Origin of the sequence: Sorangium sp. So ce726 (assembly GCF_051521405.1) — a bacterium.
Classification (GTDB): Bacteria; Myxococcota_A; Polyangia; order Polyangiales; family Polyangiaceae; genus Sorangium.
The window spans coordinates 1,993,092-2,009,942 of record NZ_CP150349.1 but is presented as its reverse complement, the minus strand read 5'-3'; the positions used below and the strand labels follow the sequence as shown (position 1 = coordinate 2,009,942).

Below are 16,851 nucleotides of genomic sequence, written 5' to 3'. Positions count from 1 at the left end.
CGACTCTACTTCTTCCTTCGTCAGCCGGACACGTTGGACCGCGTCGGGGATCGTGAGTCATGACGCCGAGCGCCGCACGACCGAACTGCCCCCGTTGCGCCGCGCGCCGGCGCAAGGCGCCCGCGCTGCTCGCGGCGGGATGGCTCGCGCTAGCGTCGGGCGCGGCCGCGGCGGACGAGCCGCGCGCCCCGGAGCGCGCCGGCGCGGGTGAGGCGCCCGCAGCGCAGCGCGCGCTCGTGCTGATCGTCGCTGGGCGTCCGGGCTCGCCGCTCGAGGCGCACGCCGCGGCGCTTGTCGCGGCGCACGTCCGGCCCTCCGGCGTCGGGCTCCACGTGGTCCGCCGCGCGCCGGCGCCCGCGCTCGATCTGCACGAGCGCGTCGCGGCGGCGCGCTCGCTCGTGGAGCAATGGTCCGCGCACGGCGCGCTGTGGATCGAGGCAGGCCCGGGCAACGAGCTCGCCCTCTACCTCTTCCCTCGCGGCGGAGAGCGCGTGTACTCGCGGCGGTTCCCTGCGCCTCCCGGGCGGACATCCGCGGCCGTCGAGGCGCTCGCGAACGTCGCGGGCTCGGCGGCGGCGGAGGTGCTGGAGGGGCCCATCACCGGGGCCGGGATGGCCAGCGTCGAGGTCGGCGGCGCCGCGCAGGCCGCGCAGGCCGCGCCCGCCGCGCAGGCGCCCCCGCCGACGCCGTCCGCGCCACCGCCGGACGCGCCCGCCCCGCCCGCGGCCCCTCCGGTCCAACCGGCCGCGCCGCCCGCGGCAGCGCCGGACGAGCGCCCCGCGCCGCCGCCCTCGACGCTCGAGCACGCTGACGCCGCGTGGTGGCAGCGGTGGTTCCTCTCTGCCGGCTATGCAGGCGGCACGTTCGGAGAGCACGTCCCCTGGCAGAGCGCCGTCTCGCTCTCGCTGTCGTGGACGCCCACGCCCGATTCGTACGTCGGCGCCGGCTACGACTGGATGGACACACAGCACCTCCAGGTGGAGCGCGCGGGCCTCGATCTGGATCTCGATCGGACACCGCTCTTCGCGAGCGGGGGCCACCGCTTCGACCTCGGGAGTGGGCGCTGGGCCTTCCATCTCGGCGGCCGGGCCACCTTCGACGTCGTCTCGCGGAGCGGCGCGTGGCGAGCGCCGCACGCGCTGTGGAGATCGCCGGGTCCGCCGGAAGCATCCTCGCCAGAGGGACCGCCTCTTTCGTCCGACAAGCGGGTGACCGACCTGCTGATCAGCGTCGCGCCCACGACGGGCCTGAGCTTCCGGATCTCCGATGAGCTCCGCATCGCCCTCTGGACCAGCCTCGACGTGCCGCTGAACCGGCTCTCGACCCCCGCGCCGCAGGTCGCCGATCTGCAGCCCGATCCCGTGCGCTTCCTCGGTGGGATCGGCCTCGAGCTCGGGCCGGCCACGCGGAGCGCCCCGCCTCGCACAGTCGCGGGGCGGTGACGACGGGGGCGCGGCGCGCCCTCGCCCCGCCGGGCCACCCTCGCGCCGGGCCACCCTCGCGCCGGGCCACCCTCATAAAAATGACCCGATCGTGCCCGCGGGAGGCACAGGGTCACCGTGATCGTGGATGGACAGGCTCTCCTCATGGGTGTGCGCGTCACGGAGGGGTCGCGCGCTCACCAGGCCGAAGGTCCCCTCGTCTCCTCCATTGATCTCGAGCGGACCCGCCGCGCCGGGGCGGGTGATCCCGCGTCCCAGGCGTGGCTCGTGGCCAGGCTCCTCCCGGGCGTCCGTCAGGTCGCGCAGGCGTTCCTGCGGCGCTCGGCCGACGCGGACGACGCGGCGCAGCTGGCGATGCTCGCCATCCTGAGGGCCGCGCCCGCGTATCGCGGCGAGGCCGCGATCGAGGGCTGGGCGCGGCGCATCGCCGTGCGGACCGTGCTGCGGTACCTCCGCGCCCTGCGGCGGCGCGACGCCCCCATCGCAGGCGACCTGTCGGACGCCGAGGAGGTCCCGGCGTCATCGAGGGGGAGCGCCCAGGAGGCGCTCCCGCGCCACGTGCGCGATTACCTGGGGGAGCTGCCCGAAGCCCAGCGCGAGGCGCTGATCCTGCACCACGCGCTTGAACACACCGTCGATGAGATCGCTGAGATGACCGACGTCAGCCCGGACACCGTGCGCAGCCGCCTGCGCCTCGGGATCGCCGCCCTGCGAAAGCGGGTCCGGCAGGACATCGCCGTCGGCCGGAGAAGATCGTCGTGAAGACCATCATGGCCCATGCCTCGGACGAGGAGCACTGGATCGCGATCGTCGCAGCCGAAGGTCGCGGGACGCCGATCGGGCCCGAGGACGCCGCGTTCCGCCGCCGCTACGAGGAGGCTCACCCGGAGCTCGCCGACGAAGCCGCGCTCTGGGCCGACCTCGGCCGGCTCGGCGCGCGGCGCGGCGGGGCTTCGGGCCCCGTGGACGACGACGTCCTGGCCGCGCGGATCCTCGCGCAGATCGCCGACGAGGCCGGGGCGCAGCGCGTCCCTGCGCCAGAGGAGCGCCCCAGGCGGCGCGCGATCGTGCGGCGCGGGATCGCGGGCACCTTCGCCGGGGTCGCGCTCGCGGCGACGTTCCTGGCCGCGCTCGCGGCCGAGCTGATGAGCGGCCGCGACGTGGCGCCCCCGCCCCCGCGCGCGCCAGACGCGGCGCCCGCGCAGGCCAGCGCCGGGATCGAGCCGCCGCCGCGCTCCCTCGACATCCAGCCCGCCGCCGCGGCGCCCGCGCTGAAGGAGCCGCCTGACGCGGGCGTGGTGGAGGCCGCCGGGGCGGCGGCCGCTCCGAGGGCGGGGGCAGCGCGCGAGGGCCACCGCGGCGAGGCGCACCCCGGTCCGAGCGCCGACGAGCTGCTGCGCGACGCGCAGCTGGCGCTCGCCGCCGGCCGCGACGCCGATGCGTCGGCCGCGTACCTCGCGCTGCTCGCGCGCCATCCTGGCAGCCCCGAGGCGCGCGTCGCGCTCGTATCGCTCGGCCGGCTCTCGCTCTCCGGCGGAGATCCCGCCACGGCCCTCGCCTATTTCAATCGTTACCTCGCGGCCGGGCGCGGCGGGCTCGGCGTCGAGGCGCGCTACGGCCGCATCGAGGCCCTGCGCCAGCTCGGGCGCGTAAGCGACGAGCGGGCCGCGATCGACGACTTCCTCTCACGCCACGCCGACAGCGTCTATGCGGCCCGGCTGCGCGCCCGCGCCGAGGGCGCGGCCGAGCATTGATGGAGCGTTGATCCTCCTCGCGAGACGCCGTCAAATTCATTGACCCGATCTCGCCCCCGGCGGGCACAAGGAGGGCAGGCAGCCGCGCCTGAAGCGCCCCGCTCTACTACTCCAGCCGCACTTGGTCCGAGGTGCGGCCGGAGGCGTAAGGAATTCCCTTATTTCGTGGCCCTTTTCAGCGAAAATATTTGAACAGGGAGGCGAGGAGACAGGGAGTATTTTGAATCTCTCCTCCCCGTCTCCCCGCCTCCCTGTGAATTTTCTGAAGAATTTCACGGCCGGCACACCCAACATCCTTAACAACGAGGAGGCTCGCGTGAGCGCGATCCTGCGATTGAAAGAGCTTGCACTCAGCGATACCGGATTCGTGTTCGATCCCGCGTCGGGCGCGACGTTCACCGTCAATCCCACCGGCCTCTGCGCGCTCAACGCCATGAAAGAGGGGCTCTCGCGCGAGCAGGTCGCCGCCCGGCTCCGCGAGCGCTTCGACATCCGCGGGGGCGACCCGGCGCGCGACGTCGGCGAGTTCGTGGAGCTCCTCCGGCAGCACGGCCTCATCTCCGCGGAGCCGGAGGGAGCCCAGTGAAGACGAGGCCCCGCACCATCGCCGTCACCGGCCTCAACGCGACCGACAACCCCGCGCCCGGCGTCGGCGTCATCCGGGCGCTCCGCGCGGGCGGCGACGCCTCGCTTCGCATCGTCGGCCTCGCGTACGACGCGCTCGATCCCGGCGCGTACGCCGGCGACATCGTGAGCGATGTATTCATGATCCCCTATCCATCGCAGGGCCTGGAAGCGTTCGTGTCCCGCCTCGAGTACGTCCACCGGCGGGTCGGGCTCGACGTGATCATCCCGACGCTCGACGCCGAGCTGCCCTCGTTCATCGACATCGCGCCGCGGCTCCACGCGATGGGCATCGGCACCTGCTTGCCCACGCGCGAGCAGCTCGATCTCCGCTCGAAGGCGAGCCTCGCCGCGCTCGGCGCCCGCGCCGGCATCCGGGTCCCGCGCACGGCGGCCCTCTCGGACGCCGACGAGCTCCTGCGCATCCACGAGCGGGTGCCTTACCCCTTCCACGTGAAGGGCGTGTTCTACGGCGCAACGCTGGCGACGACCTTCGATGAGGCGGTGTCGGCCTATTACAAGGTGATAGCCCAGTGGGGCCTCCCGGTCCTCGTCCAGGAGCACGTGAGCGGGGAGGAGTTCGATGTGGTGGCGGTCGGCGACGGGGAAGGCGGGCTCGTCGGCGCCGTGCCGATGAAGAAGATGCTCCTCACCGACAAAGGAAAGGGCTGGGCCGGAATCACCGTGCGCGACCCCGAGCTCGTCGGCATCGCGCAGGCCTTCGCGGAGACGACGAGGTGGCGCGGCCCCTTCGAGGTCGAGGTGATGCGCGACGCGCAGGGACGCTATCACCTCATCGAGGTCAACCCGCGCTTCCCGGCGTGGGTGTACCTGAGCGTGGCGGCGGGGATGAACCTGCCTCGCGCCGTGGTCGATCTCGCCGCAGGCGCGCCGATCGAGCCGCTCCGCGGCTACGAGGTCGGCGCGATGTTCGTCCGCATCTCGATCGACCAGGTCGCGCGGATCAGCGACTTTCAAAGCATGGTGACGACGGGCGAGCTCGTCCGTTCAGGAGGCCTCTCGTGAATAGCCCGGTCTACGAATCGCCCAGCATCGTCCGGCACCAGATGGGGGCGATGAACAAGTTCGGCCGCCTCCAGGGCGTGCGGCCCCTCACCCACATCGATGGAGTCGCCATCGCCGATCTCGTCGCCGAGCACGGATCACCTCTCTTCGTGTTCTCGGAGCGGACGCTCGTCAGCCGGTATCGCGAGCTCCACGGCGCGTTCGCGCGCCGATGGGCCAAGGTGCGGATCGCCTGGTCGTACAAGACGAACTACCTCGAGGCGATCTGCCGCACCTTCCACCGCGAAGGCGCCTGGGCCGAGGTCGTCTCGCCCTTCGAGTACGACAAGGCGATCCTCGCGGGCGTCCCGGCCGAGCGGATCCACTGGAACGGCCCCTACAAGCCCGACGCGGCGCTCGCGCGCGCGGTCTCCGGCGGCTCGATCATCCACATCGACAACCTCGACGAGCTGGCGCGGATCGAGCGGGTCGCCGAGCGGGTCAAGGCGCGCCCGAAGGTGGCCATTCGGGTCAACATGAACATCGAGGGCCTCGCGCCGTGGAGCCGGTTCGGCCTGAACCTCGAGTCCGGCCAGGCCAGGGAGGCGGTGAACCGCCTCGTGAGCGGAGATCGCATGGAGCTCACCGGGCTGCACTGCCATATCGGCACGTTCATCCTCGACCCGGGCGCCTACGGCAAGGCGGCGTCCAAGCTGGCGCGCCTCGCCAACGAGATACGCGCCGCGCACGGGATCCGGCTCTCGTTCCTCGATCTCGGCGGCGGCTTCGCCTCGAAGAACACGCTGAAGGCGCAGTACCTGCTCGGCGAGCAGGCGTCTCCGTCGTTTGAGCGCTACGCCGAGGCGATCTGCGACGGCCTCGGCGAGCTCGATTATCCCGCGCGGGAGCTCCCGACGCTCGTCCTCGAGACAGGCCGCGCGCTGGTGGACGACGCGGGGTACCTCATCTCGACGGTCGAGGCCAAGAAGCGCCTCCCCGACGGGCGCAGCGGCCTCGTCCTCGACGCGGGCGTCAACCTGCTCTTCACCTCGTTCTGGTACAAACACGATGTCGTCCCGGCGCAGGAGTTCAGCGCCATGCAGGAGCCCACCGTGATGTTCGGCCCGCTGTGCATGAACATCGACGTGGTGCGCGACACCATGCAGTTCCCGGCGTCGTCCCCGGGAGATCGGCTCGTGTTCCGCAACGTGGGCGCCTACAACGTGACGCAGTGGCACCAGTTCATCACCCTCCGTCCGGCGGTGGTGATGGTGGGCGAGGGAGGCGCCTCCTGCATCCGCCGCGCGGAGACGCTCGACGATTTCCGCGCCGTCGAGGACGTGCCGGCATGGCTCAGGTGATCCCCGCGCCGATGAGCGACGTGAGCGGCGCGGCGCACGCGACCGGGACGGCACGGCGCCGTCGGGTCGCGGCGGCCGTGAGCTCGCTGGTCGCGAGGAGCGGCGTCGTCGAGATGGGGGAGTCGCTCCTCCGGGTCTACGCGCACATCCTGTTCTCGCGCTCGCCGGCGGTGGGCCTCCTCGTGCTGCTCGCGACCGCCACCGTGCCTCGCGCCTTCGTGTTCGGCGTCATCGCGGCGTGCGCGGCGAACGGGACCGCGCTCCTCCTCGACCTCGAGAAGGACGCCGTGAAGGACGGGTCGTACGCGTACAACGCGCTCCTCGTCGGCCTCGGCGTGGCGCAGTCGTTCACCGCGGACGGCCCCGCCGTCGCCGTCGCGCTGCTCGGCGCCGCCGCGTGCGTGGTGGTCACGGCCGCGCTGCGCTCCCTCTCCGGTCCCGGTTCCGGCGGCGCCGCCGGCCTGCCGGTGCTCTCGCTCCCGTTCATCGTCGTCTTCCACCTGACGCTGAGCACCTCGGCGTTCTCCGGGCTCACGCTCGCGGCGCACGCGCAAGCCCCGCTCGCGATCGAGGGCCTCCCCGCGCCCATCGCGCTGTTCGCGCAGTGCCTCGGCGGCCTCTTCTTCCTGCCCCGCGTCGACGCGGGCGCGCTGGTGCTCGCCGCGCTCCTCGTCCACAGCCGGATCGCCGCGCTCCTCGCCGCGCTCGCGTTCGCGGCGGTGCTCGGGCTCGCCTCGCGGTGGCTCTCGCTCCCTGACGGCGCGCTCGACGTGCTCGGCTACAACGCCGTCCTCACGGCGGTCGGGCTGGGCGGCGTCTGGTTCGTCCCCTCGGCGTCCTCGTTCGCGCTCGGCCTGACCGGCGCCGTCGCCGCCGCGCTCGTCACCGCCGGCGCGATGGCGCCGCTCGCGCGGCTCGGCGCGGCGCCGCTGATCCTGCCGTTCAACGTCACCGTCGTCGCCGTCCTCCTCGCGATGCGGCGGCGCGCGCGCGACGAGCGGCCCAAGGCCGTGGACTTCCTCCCGGGCACGCCCGAGCAGAACCTCGCGTACTTCCGCACGCGGCGCGCGCGTTTCCAGCAGTCGCCGCACGGGGTGAGCTTCCGGCTCCCGTTCCGCGGCGCGTGGACGTGCACGCAGGCGGTCGACGGCGCGTTCACGCACAAGGAGCAATGGCGCTATGCCTTCGATTTTCAGGTGATGGGCGAAGATGGCCGGGCCTTCCGCGGCGCCGGGAGCGCGCCGCAGGACTTCCACTGCCACCGGCTGCCCGTGGTCGCGGCCGCCGACGGCACCGTGGTGAAGGTCGAGTCGAGCGTGCCCGACAGCGACGTCGGCGCGATGAACCTCGAGCAGAACTGGGGCAACCACGTCATCGTGGCCCACGCGCCCGGCGTCTACTCCATGGTCGCGCACCTCGCGCGCGGGACGCTCAAGGTCGTGGAGGGGCAATGGGTGAAGCGGGGCGACGTCCTCGGGCTCGCCGGCAGCTCGGGTCGATCCCCCGAGCCGCACCTGCACTTCCAGCTGCAGTCGACCCACAAGCTCGGCGCGCCGACGCTCCCGTGCAGGTTCAGCGACGTGGTCACGGTCAGCGAGGAGGCGCGGCTCTGGCCCAGCCTGGAGCCGCGGGAGGGCGACGCCGTGCGCTCGATCGAGGCCGACGAGGACGTATCCGCGTACTTCGGCTTCACCTGCGCCGACACCTGGGCGTACCGCGTCGGCGCGCACGTCGAGCGCGTCACGTGCGACGTCGACGTCCACGGGCGGCTCCTGATCCGCTCGGAGGACCGCGCCGCGTCGCTCTTCTACGGCAGGAGCGACGACCTGTTCACGAGCTTCGACGCGGTGGGCGACGACGCGTCGGTCGTTCACCTGCTGCGCGCGGCGCTCCCGCGGGTGCCGCTCGAGGGCAGCGCCTCGCTCCGCTGGGCGGACACGCTGCCGGCGCGGCGATTCCGCGCGGTCGCGCTCCGGGTGCTCGCCGACTTCGCCGCCCCGTTCCTGCCAGGCGACGGGATCGAGATGGACCTCAGGATGCGCCGCGAGGGCGACCTCCTCGTGGTCCTCGGCGAGTCGCGGCGGCGCGATCGCCGCGGCGAGCCGCTCGTGCGGACGCGGGCGGAGCTCACGAGGGGCAGAGGGCCGCTCCGGGTCGAGGTGACGGCGCAGGGCCGCACGCGGGTGGCGGAGCGGGCCCAGGACGCCGACAGGAAATTCACCGTGTCATTCGGCGAGGAGACGTCATGAGAGCGAGTCGATGGTTCTTCGTGATGCTGGTCGGTTGTGCGTTGAGCGGCGTCCCTTCCGGGGCCGCCGAGGCGGAGGGGAGGCCGGCGGACCTGTTCCAGCTGTCCTATGACGCCGAGGCCGCCGGGAAGGTGCAGGACGCGCTCGCCGCGCTCGATCGCCTCCCTGCGCCGCAGAAGGATGGCTACGTCGCGGAGCTCCGCCGCGGCTGGCTCTATCACAGGCTAGGGCGCAACAAGGAGGCCGTCGACGCGTACAGCAGGGCGAGCGCGATCGAGCCGAAGTCGGTCGAGTCGCGCGTCGGCGCGCTGCTCCCGCAGATGGCGCTGCGCCGGTGGGCCGACGTGGAAGCGACCGCGCGGAGGGCGCTGCAGCTCGATCCCGCGAACTACCTCGCGAGCCTGCGGCTCGCGTTCGCCCTGTACAACCTGGCGCGCTACCCGGAGGCGGCGACGATCTACGGCCGGCTCGCCGAGATGTACCCGAGCGACGTCGAGGTCCGCTCGGGCCTCGGCTGGTCGCTGCTCAAGATGGGCAAGGGCGGCGACGCCGCGCGGGAGCTCCGGCGGGTCCTCGACATCGCGCCCAAGCACGCGCTGGCCCGGGACGGCCTGCGCGCGGCGGGCGTTTCGAACTGACGCGCCCGCGCCCGCTGCCGTGGTCGCCCGACGTGTCGATCCACGCCGCCGAGCGCGCCAGCCAGGCCGCGCGCGGGGCGGAATCAACGCGGAGTCGATCACCGGAGCGCGCCAGCGCGCGCCGCGAGCCGCCCCGGTCGGGTCAGCCGCCAGGCGGGCCCAGGATCACCGGCCCTGGCGAGAGGACGTGGGTGCCGTTCATCAACCACACCGAGATCTGGCTCGTCCCCAGGCGTTGCCATACGACATCCGACATCAGATCGGCGTTGACGTCGCCGGCGGCGACCGCTCTCCAGCCGTCGCCGATGGGCCCGCGGATCACCGGCCCCGCGTCGAGGACCTCGACGCCATTCATCAGCCATACCGCTGCAAGGCCCCTCTCCTCGTTGGACCAGAGCACGTCCGCCATGCCGTCAGCGTTGAAATCGGCCGCCCAGAGGACTTCCCATCCCTCGCCGGCCGGCCCGGGGATCACCGGCCCTCGCCCGATGACCTCGGTGTTGCTCATCAGCCACACCGTCATCAGGTTGTGCACTTCGTCGTTCCAGATCACGTCCGCGATGCGGTCGAAGTTGAAGTCGGGCACGGGGCCGATATCCCAGTCGCCGCCCGGCCCCGGAATGAATGGGCCCGGCGCGAGCAGCTGGGGGCCATCCAACAGCCACACCGTCATCAGGTTCTGCTCCTCGCTGTAAAAGAGCACATCCGAGGCGACGTTGCGGTTGAAGTCGTTCGGCCGGACCACCCAGCCTCCGCCTCGCGGCCCGGGGATCATCGGGCCCTGCGCGAACGGCCGGCCTCCGTCCGTCAGCCAGATCGTGAACAGGTCCCGCTCATCGTGACGCCAGAGCACGTCCGCCAGGCCGTCGAGGTTGAAGTCGTGCCCTATGGCGATCCAGCCCCTGCCGGCCGGCCCACGAACGATCGGGCCCGGCGTGAGCAGCTGGTTTCCGTCCATGAACCATACGGCCATGAGGCTGCGTTCGGCGTCGATCCAGAACACATCCTGCTTTCCGTCGAAATTGTAGTCGATCACCTCGATGACCCTCCACCCGTAGGTGCTGGACCGCTGTTCCGCGACCCCGAGGGTGGAAGTCGCAGGCGCCGCGGGTCCCCCCTCGTCGGGCGGGTCGACGCCGGCCGCGCAGCCGAGCACGGAGAGAATCGCAGCGGCGGCACACATATACTTGGTCACGACCACAGGACTCGTCACGCTCGCCTCTCTTGCGCCGCGTGCGCAGCACGGCCGCCGATCCTGGGGGGATGCGCGACCTCGCGCGTGGGCACGCCGCTCACGCGCCTCCTGGAACGGCAAACGCCAGTCCATCCGAGAACGGCGTTTGCGCCGGGGGGTGTTCGCGCTGTGGACGCCACCATGGCGCGCGCAGGGGATCGCGCTCCACTCCACGCTTCTTGCAGGGAGCGTCGCCCCATAGGACTTCTATGCTCATCGAGCTGGTCTCACGGAGGACTCCCGAGCTCACGGCGCTCACCGGGTGGCTGAACTCTGGCCGCCGCCGCCTCGGAGTCGGAAGAAGAGGCCTCCCGGGACACCGGGACGCGAAAGGTGACGATCGGCTCCTCGGCGCTCTCCACGCCTGAGTGGCTCCGTCACTTCGCTGCTCTGATCGCAACCCAGGGGAGTGAACATGTTTGTTCCTGACGTGAAGCTCGTGCTCGGCACGGCGATGCTGCTCGTTCCATCCATCACTTGCGTGAACCCGCGCGAGGCGTCCGAGGTGCCCGAGCGCGCGGACAGCGGCGTACGAGCCGAGGTCGGAGAGGCCCGGCAGGCCCTGTGTTTTGGTCAGACAATCACGAACGTCCTCGTTCTACCGGAGACGTTCCACTGGGAGGATGCCGCCCACCTGCTCCGCGTGGCGGAGGGGTTCGGCCCGCGGACCCTCAGCGTCTCCGTGTCGGCGAGCGTCTCGCCGGCGGTGCGCGTCCTGAGCACCGTCACGCCCCGGCCGCCTCTGGCCGCAGAGCGCACGATGGGCAGCCGCGCGCTCAACAACCTCTGGCCCTACCCGGCGCTATCGGAGGACGAGCCGTTCGGGTTCTTCCAGCCCTTCCCGGGCATGCCGGGCGGCGTACCGGGGGGCGACGACGACACCTTTGGCCCTCAGCCTTCGACTGGAAGGCCGGGCGGCGGCGGCGGCTGGAGCTATCAGCCCGCGCCGGGCATGCCGGGCGGCGGCACCTGGGGTCCTCGGCCTTCCTCGGCCACGTCGGGCGGCGACACGTCCTCGAGCGCCCAGCCCACACCGGGCCCGCTGGACGATTGCGTGCCATCGGACGACCAGATCACCAAGGCGGTCGGGTTCGACGTGACCGCGACCGTCGCGCTCGACGCGACCTCGGTCCTGTTCGTGCCCACGGCCGCGCTCGCGCGGGTCTCGGCCTATCCGGTCTACCAGCAATACACCTGGGATATCATCAGCACCACCGGCTGGAACTGGGAGACTCATGTAGCAGAGACCGTCGTGGTGGGCTCTGGCATCGCCTACAGGCCGATCGGTATCTATTTCGATACCGACCTCATCTATGATCTGGCCGCGATCGGCGGCGGTCTGATCGACCCGGGCCCATACGTGGACCCCGGTGGCGGCACCAACGGCGCGGGCGGCACCAACGGCGCGGGCGGCGCCGGCGGCGCCGGCGGCGCCGGCGGCGCGGGCGGCACCGGCGGCGCGGGCGGCGCCGGCGGCGCGGGCGGCGCCGGCAACGGCTCGACCCCCGGCGAAGACGAGGGCAGCGGCGTCGGGACCACCGGTGTCGCTGCCACCGGCGCAGCGGCCGCCGGCGGCACGGGAGCCGGCGCCGGTGGCCCCGGTGATGCGGGAGCCGGCGCCGGTAGCCCCGGCGGCGCGGGCGGCGGCGGCGCCGGCACCCAAGACGGCGCGGGCGGCGCGGGCGGTCCTTGGATCATCGATCCGTAGACCGCTGGCAGCGCCGGCGCTTCAGGTAGGGCGGCCGGCACCGGCGGCGGGGGCTCGCAAAGCGGCCGATCTCGGCGATCCGGCGCGCAGCCCAGGAGACCGAAGCTGGAGCGCATCGCCCCTCCGATCGCGGTCAGATCCGATACCAACGAGGGTGTTCCTGGCGTTCATCGTCCTCGATCACGGTCGTTCGAGCTCGAGGCCCCACTGCCGCCGGACCTCCGGAGGAAAGTGATGATCGAGGACGTCATGGGAGAGCGCCTTGAACGCTTGGCGCCGATAAAACAGCGTCCTCAGGGCGGATCGCCAGGCCTTCGCGACGATACGGCCGTCTCCCGCATGGATTGCCTCCCGGATCGCCTTCACATGATGGCTGACGAGGTCGGACACATGATCTCCGTAGTCCGTCACGAGCGCGGGGCGGTCGAGCTTGAGGACCTGGATCGTCCTCTTGCCCCTGCGGCTCCCGCCACGAGCCACGGGGATCCACTTCTCTTTCTTCCCGGCCTGGCGGAATGGCACGAACTGGATGTGCTCGATCGGATCGTCCTCGCCTGAAGGATCGATGAGGATAGCTCGCTCGGGCCCCGGTGGACGGTGACCCGCCGGCAGGATACGGCTCCCCCGGGCAAGGGGGAATTTGTTCTTCTTGTGCCTTCGATTGCAGCTGGGACAGGCGAAGAGGAGATTCGCCCACGTCCACGCCAGCCACCAGTAGCCGTGCATGGGACGCCCCTGGCCGCGGTAGGCGCGGGTCTTGGGCCGGAAGTGCTCGACATCGTTGTAGAGGCGGTCGATTCGGCGCTCGCAGTAGCAGCAGGTCCGTCCTTGCGCTTTCCAGAGATCTCGGCGGGTGATGTTGTATCTGTTGCCGAAATCCTTCGCCTTAGGTGGCGCCTCCCGTGCGAGGGCCGCGAGCCGCTTCACCTCCACCTTGCGGATGGCCTCCAGCCCTTCCGGCTTCGGGCCTCGGTCCACGCGGATCACCGGCCTCGTGCCTTCTTCGTTGACCGCCCCTCGCTCGTCCTGGTGCGAGGCACGGGTTCCCACTCGGGCTCGACCTCAGCGGCGCGGAGCTTCTGCCGCAGCGCGACCATCTCGTGCTCCTCCGCGTCCGAGCGACCGGGATCGTTCGCGAGCAGGCCGTAGCGCTGCGCGGCCTCGCCGAGGTCGGTCGGAAAGAGGCGATCGATCCCGAAGAACTCCTCGTACAGCTCGCTCCCGGTCATGAGCGCAGGCGACTCCCCGGTCTTCCGGGCGATCACGTCGCCGTCCCGGTTCCGGCCGAGCCGGACGATCTCGTCCTTCGCGAAGCCGGGGAGGACCAGGGGCGAGTGGGTGGTCACCACGAACTGCATCCGCGGGAACACCTTCCTCAGCTTCGGCACCAGCTCGGCCTGCCAGCTTGGGTGCAGGTGGAGGTCGATCTCGTCGATGAGGACGAGACCGCTCATCTCCGCGGGGTCCACCAGGGCAGTGGACATCGACGTGTCGGCGACGATCTGAGTATCGGCCAGGATCTGACCGATGAGGTCCGCGATCCAGGAGATCAGCCCCTGGTAACCATGGGACAACCACGTCGCCGGCAACTTGAAGGTGGACGAGCCCGACCGCAGCTCGAAGCGGTGAGCTTCCACAAGGTCCGCGGCGCTCTTCACCCCGCCGCGGCCCCGAAGTTCCAGCCCACGCACGCGCGGGAGGAGGCGGGAGCGGCGAAAGAGGGCGTCCGACAGCATCTCAGCGTAGCGGGCCGGGTCGATGCCGAGGTCCTGGAGAACGTCGGCGAACCCGGTGCCGAGGATGGGGGCGCCGTCGAACAGGGAGTCGAGCCGACTCAGGGTCGGATCGTCCGGGCGCGCGGCGCCGTGCGGCTTGGGCAGGCGCCGGTTGACGCCGTACCCGGCCACGAACCACCACGGCGCACCGACGGCGCGGGCTTCGCGCAGGGGGCCTGGGTCGGCGCTGCGCGCGGGATCGAGGTGTTCCTGCGGATGTTCGGAGGGTTCCCCGTAGTCGGACGAGCCCACGAAGACCTTCCAGCCGGGCGAAAGACCCAGCCGGCTGTGCAGGAGCTGGGGCGGCTGGCCCGGCTTGCCGCCCCAGCGCGGATACGCGCGCGAGCGCCCTTCGGGCAGGGGGCCGAACGCGAAGCTGGCCGCGATGTCGAGCGGCTCGTCCGGGTGCCGCCGGTCCGGCAGCGACGGGATGTCGGCGAGCTGGTTGGCCCGGTCGGGGCCGCTGGCCGCGAGGGCGATGGCCTGCAGGATGGAGGTCTTGCAGAGGCCGTTCTCGCCGACGATCGCGGTCCACATCCGCGGTTCGCCGGAGGAGGTGGTGAACGACAGCCGCAGATCGCGGAGCAGCTTGAGGTTCCGGATGTAGATCTCGCGGAGGTACACGGCGGCATCCTAGCGCAAGGGGCGCGCGGATGTTGCGCGCTGCGCGCCCGTTTGGAGGCGCGAGGCTAGGCAAGGACCTCCGCCACGAGCGCCTCGGCGAGCTTGGCCGCCTTCTCGTCACGGACGCGGAGCTTGGCTTCGAGGTCGTCGCACAGGGCCATGAGCTGGTCGACTTTAGCAACGATGCGCTTCTGCTCGGTGTATGGGGGAAGCGGGATGGGGATGTTGGCTACAACAGTCTGGCTAATCTTCGGCATCGAACCAGCGGTGCCGCTCGCACGTGCGCGGACGAAGGAACGAGTGGGGGATGCGAGAAGCACTCGGTGAACGTAGTCGGCATCGACACTCGCGCTAAGCCTTACCTTCATCATCAAATCGGGATATATGTACTCGCGAGACTTGCCGCGGTACACAGCCGCCATTCCCACATGCTCAAGGGAATTTGAACGCTGAATTAGGACATCGCCATCCTGGAGCCAAAGATAAGACTCTTCCGGAATCGTCTCGTCGATGTATTTATAATGCTGACCATTGAACCGTCCGGAAGTTGTGGCGGTGAGCGCGAGAGTCCTCGTCGCCGTAAGATAACCTACGGCCTTAGGAGAATACCCATTTTTGGGTCCGAATATTACAATATTGGACAAGCGTACCCAGGACCAGGATTCGGGCGCGTCGTAACCAGCATCCGAAGCGATCTGCCTTGGCTGCGGCTCTAGCCATTGACCTCGACATGCGCCAACCTCGCTTCTCAGTGCCGATAGCAAGTCTGCTCCTCTGCCTTCTGACCTGGAGCGAGGAACAAGCCGCCCTCGAACAGCGAGATCGAGGATCAGCCTCCGAGCGCGTTGTATTCCGCCATTCGCATCAATAATAATTGATAATTTTTCGGCAAATTCAGGCCTATTTAGATCATCATTGACGCAAGCAGCGCTCGCAAACAACACATTTTCCTTAAAGAGAGACCTCTGAGTCGTCATCCGCGCCCCTGCTCAAATGCGAGACAAAGCTCTGCTGTCAGGGAGTTGCGCAGTTGACTCGCTTCATACACCGCGACCCGATACTCATTTAACAGCTCATCTACATCGCCAGGCTCATCATCGGCTGCACGCGGATTCTTGACATCGAGATTGTAGCTCCGCGCCTTGATCTCCTCGATGCTCACCTTCCAGGCGTGGTCATTCTCCTTGCGCTTCCCCCACCACTTCTTCTCGGCCTCGAACTCCTCGATCCGCATCGGCTTCGTCTTCGAGTAGCTCTTGTATCCCGCCGGGTACGGGTGCTCGTAGTACCAGACCGTCTTCGTCGGCGCGCCCTTCGTGAAGAAGAGGACGTTGGTCTTGATTCCCGTGTAAGGACTGAACACCCCCTTCGGCAGCCGCACCACGGTGTGCAAGTTGCACTCCTCCAGGAGCTTCTCCTTGATGCGCGTCTTCACCCCGCCCTCCCCGAACAGCGATCCATCCGGCAGGACGATCGCTGCGCGCCCCTCGGGCTTCAGCAAGGTCATGATCAGGGCGAGGAACAGATCCGCCGTCTCCCGCGTGCGGAACGCCTGCGGGAAATTCTGCTCTATTCCGTCCTCCTCCATGCCGCCGAAGGGCGGGTTCGTCACGATCACGTCCACGCGATCCGTTGCTTTATAGTCCCGCAGCGGAGACGCCAGCGTGTTGTCGTGGCGGATGTTCGAAGGCACATCGATGCCGTGGAACATCATGTTCGTGACACAGAGCAGGTGCGGGAGCTGCTTCTTCTCGACTCCCTGGATGCTCTCTTGCAGCTTGGCCTCGTCCTTGGGGCCCTTCACGTACTTCTTGCGCACGTGCTCGATAGCGCACGTCAGGAAGCCGCCTGTGCCGCACGCCGGGTCGAGGACCGTCTCCCCAAGCTTGGGGTCTACCTGGTCCACCGCGAACTGCGTAACCGCGCGCGGCGTGTAGTACTCGCCCGCGTTCCCGGCGCTCTGAAGGTCGCCGAGGATCTTCTCGTAGATCTCGCCGAACTGGTGACGATCGCTCGTCTTGTTGAAGTCGATCTCGTTCAGCTTGTTGATGACCTGCCGCATCAACGTGCCGGACTTCATGTAGTTGAACGCGTCCTCGAACACGCCGCGCACCACGGCAGCGACCCTGGCGTTCTTCCCCCCTGCGGGCAGCGCCTTCAAGGTCCTGAAGAGCTCGTTGTTCACGAAGTCGAGCAACGCATCGCCGGTGATGCCCTCCGGGTCGTTGGCCCAGGTGCGCCACCGGAGCTTCGCGGGAATCGGCGACCTGTACCCGTCGTCCCCCGCATTCTCCTTCTCGAGTTCGCAGTCATCGAACACCTTGAGGAAGATCATCCAGCCGAGCTGACTGATCCGCTGTGCGTCTCCATCGACGCCTGCGTCCTTCCGCATGATGTCCTGGATGGTTTTGATCGTCGTTCCGAGAGACATAGCTCG

At 70.0% G+C, this 16,851-nt stretch carries 14 protein-coding genes; 9 read left to right on the top strand and 5 right to left on the bottom strand.

From position 1 onward, the window contains the following. The first annotated feature begins 59 nt into the window (after nt 1-59). The 8 genes from WME79_RS07575 to WME79_RS07540 all read left to right on the top strand — a co-directional run bounded on the left by WME79_RS07575 (nt 60) and on the right by WME79_RS07540 (nt 9,073). A complete protein-coding gene (locus tag WME79_RS07575; RefSeq protein ID WP_437533877.1) occupies nt 60-1,442 on the top strand; it encodes a hypothetical protein in 1,383 nt (460 codons plus the stop codon). A gap of 144 nt (nt 1,443-1,586) precedes the next feature. Beyond that, nucleotides 1,587-2,204: an RNA polymerase sigma factor gene (locus WME79_RS07570; RefSeq protein ID WP_437533875.1), complete on the top strand. Its 618-nt coding sequence runs from the start codon at nt 1,587-1,589 to the stop codon at nt 2,202-2,204. Beyond that, complete coding sequence (locus tag WME79_RS07565; RefSeq protein ID WP_437533873.1) at nt 2,201-3,196, top strand: tetratricopeptide repeat protein; 996 nt, start codon at nt 2,201-2,203, stop codon at nt 3,194-3,196. The genes WME79_RS07570 and WME79_RS07565 overlap by 4 nt, the downstream gene beginning before the upstream one ends. A 316-nt stretch (nt 3,197-3,512) precedes the next feature. Then, on the top strand, nt 3,513-3,782 hold the full coding sequence (locus WME79_RS07560) for a PqqD family peptide modification chaperone (protein ID WP_437533871.1): 270 nt from the start codon (nt 3,513-3,515) through the stop codon (nt 3,780-3,782). Beyond that, nucleotides 3,779-4,846 (top strand): ATP-grasp domain-containing protein, encoded by a 1,068-nt coding sequence (locus WME79_RS07555; RefSeq protein WP_437533869.1) that lies wholly within the window; start codon nt 3,779-3,781, stop codon nt 4,844-4,846. The genes WME79_RS07560 and WME79_RS07555 overlap by 4 nt, the downstream gene beginning before the upstream one ends. After that, nucleotides 4,843-6,186: a diaminopimelate decarboxylase gene (locus WME79_RS07550; protein ID WP_437533868.1), complete on the top strand. Its 1,344-nt coding sequence runs from the start codon at nt 4,843-4,845 to the stop codon at nt 6,184-6,186. The genes WME79_RS07555 and WME79_RS07550 overlap by 4 nt, the downstream gene beginning before the upstream one ends. Continuing rightward, a complete protein-coding gene (locus WME79_RS07545) occupies nt 6,174-8,435 on the top strand; it encodes an urea transporter (protein ID WP_437533866.1) in 2,262 nt (753 codons plus the stop codon). Before WME79_RS07550 ends, WME79_RS07545 begins: the two co-directional genes overlap by 13 nt. After that, complete coding sequence (locus WME79_RS07540) at nt 8,432-9,073, top strand: tetratricopeptide repeat protein (protein WP_437533864.1); 642 nt, start codon at nt 8,432-8,434, stop codon at nt 9,071-9,073. The genes WME79_RS07545 and WME79_RS07540 overlap by 4 nt, the downstream gene beginning before the upstream one ends. Before the next feature lie 142 nt (nt 9,074-9,215). Here WME79_RS07540 and WME79_RS07535 read toward each other — a convergent pair whose 3' ends face one another. Then, nucleotides 9,216-10,268: an FG-GAP repeat domain-containing protein gene (locus tag WME79_RS07535; RefSeq protein ID WP_437533862.1), complete on the bottom strand. Its 1,053-nt coding sequence runs from the start codon at nt 10,266-10,268 to the stop codon at nt 9,216-9,218. A 454-nt stretch (nt 10,269-10,722) separates the two neighbouring features. Between WME79_RS07535 and WME79_RS07530 the strand changes: the two genes are divergently transcribed. After that, the gene (locus tag WME79_RS07530; protein ID WP_437533860.1) at nt 10,723-12,015 is read left to right on the top strand and encodes a hypothetical protein; all 1,293 of its coding nucleotides are present in this window, start codon (nt 10,723-10,725) and stop codon (nt 12,013-12,015) included. Nucleotides 12,016-12,195: 180 nt separating this feature from the next. On the opposite strand, the gene WME79_RS07525 is transcribed toward WME79_RS07530, so the two are convergent. The 4 genes from WME79_RS07525 to WME79_RS07510 form a co-directional block, all read right to left on the bottom strand. Further along, nucleotides 12,196-13,002 carry a hypothetical protein gene (locus tag WME79_RS07525; RefSeq protein WP_437533858.1) on the bottom strand — a complete coding sequence of 269 codons (807 nt, stop codon included), beginning with the start codon at nt 13,000-13,002 and terminating at the stop codon, nt 12,196-12,198. Next, entirely contained in the window at nt 12,999-14,414 is a 1,416-nt protein-coding gene (locus WME79_RS07520) for an AAA family ATPase (protein WP_437533856.1), read from the bottom strand. Before WME79_RS07520 ends, WME79_RS07525 begins: the two co-directional genes overlap by 4 nt. A 65-nt stretch (nt 14,415-14,479) precedes the next feature. Continuing rightward, nucleotides 14,480-15,391 (bottom strand): restriction endonuclease subunit S, encoded by a 912-nt coding sequence (locus WME79_RS07515; RefSeq protein WP_437533854.1) that lies wholly within the window; start codon nt 15,389-15,391, stop codon nt 14,480-14,482. Further along, nucleotides 15,388-16,845 carry an N-6 DNA methylase gene (locus tag WME79_RS07510; RefSeq protein WP_437533852.1) on the bottom strand — a complete coding sequence of 486 codons (1,458 nt, stop codon included), beginning with the start codon at nt 16,843-16,845 and terminating at the stop codon, nt 15,388-15,390. The genes WME79_RS07515 and WME79_RS07510 overlap by 4 nt, the downstream gene beginning before the upstream one ends. Nucleotides 16,846-16,851 lie beyond the last annotated feature (6 nt).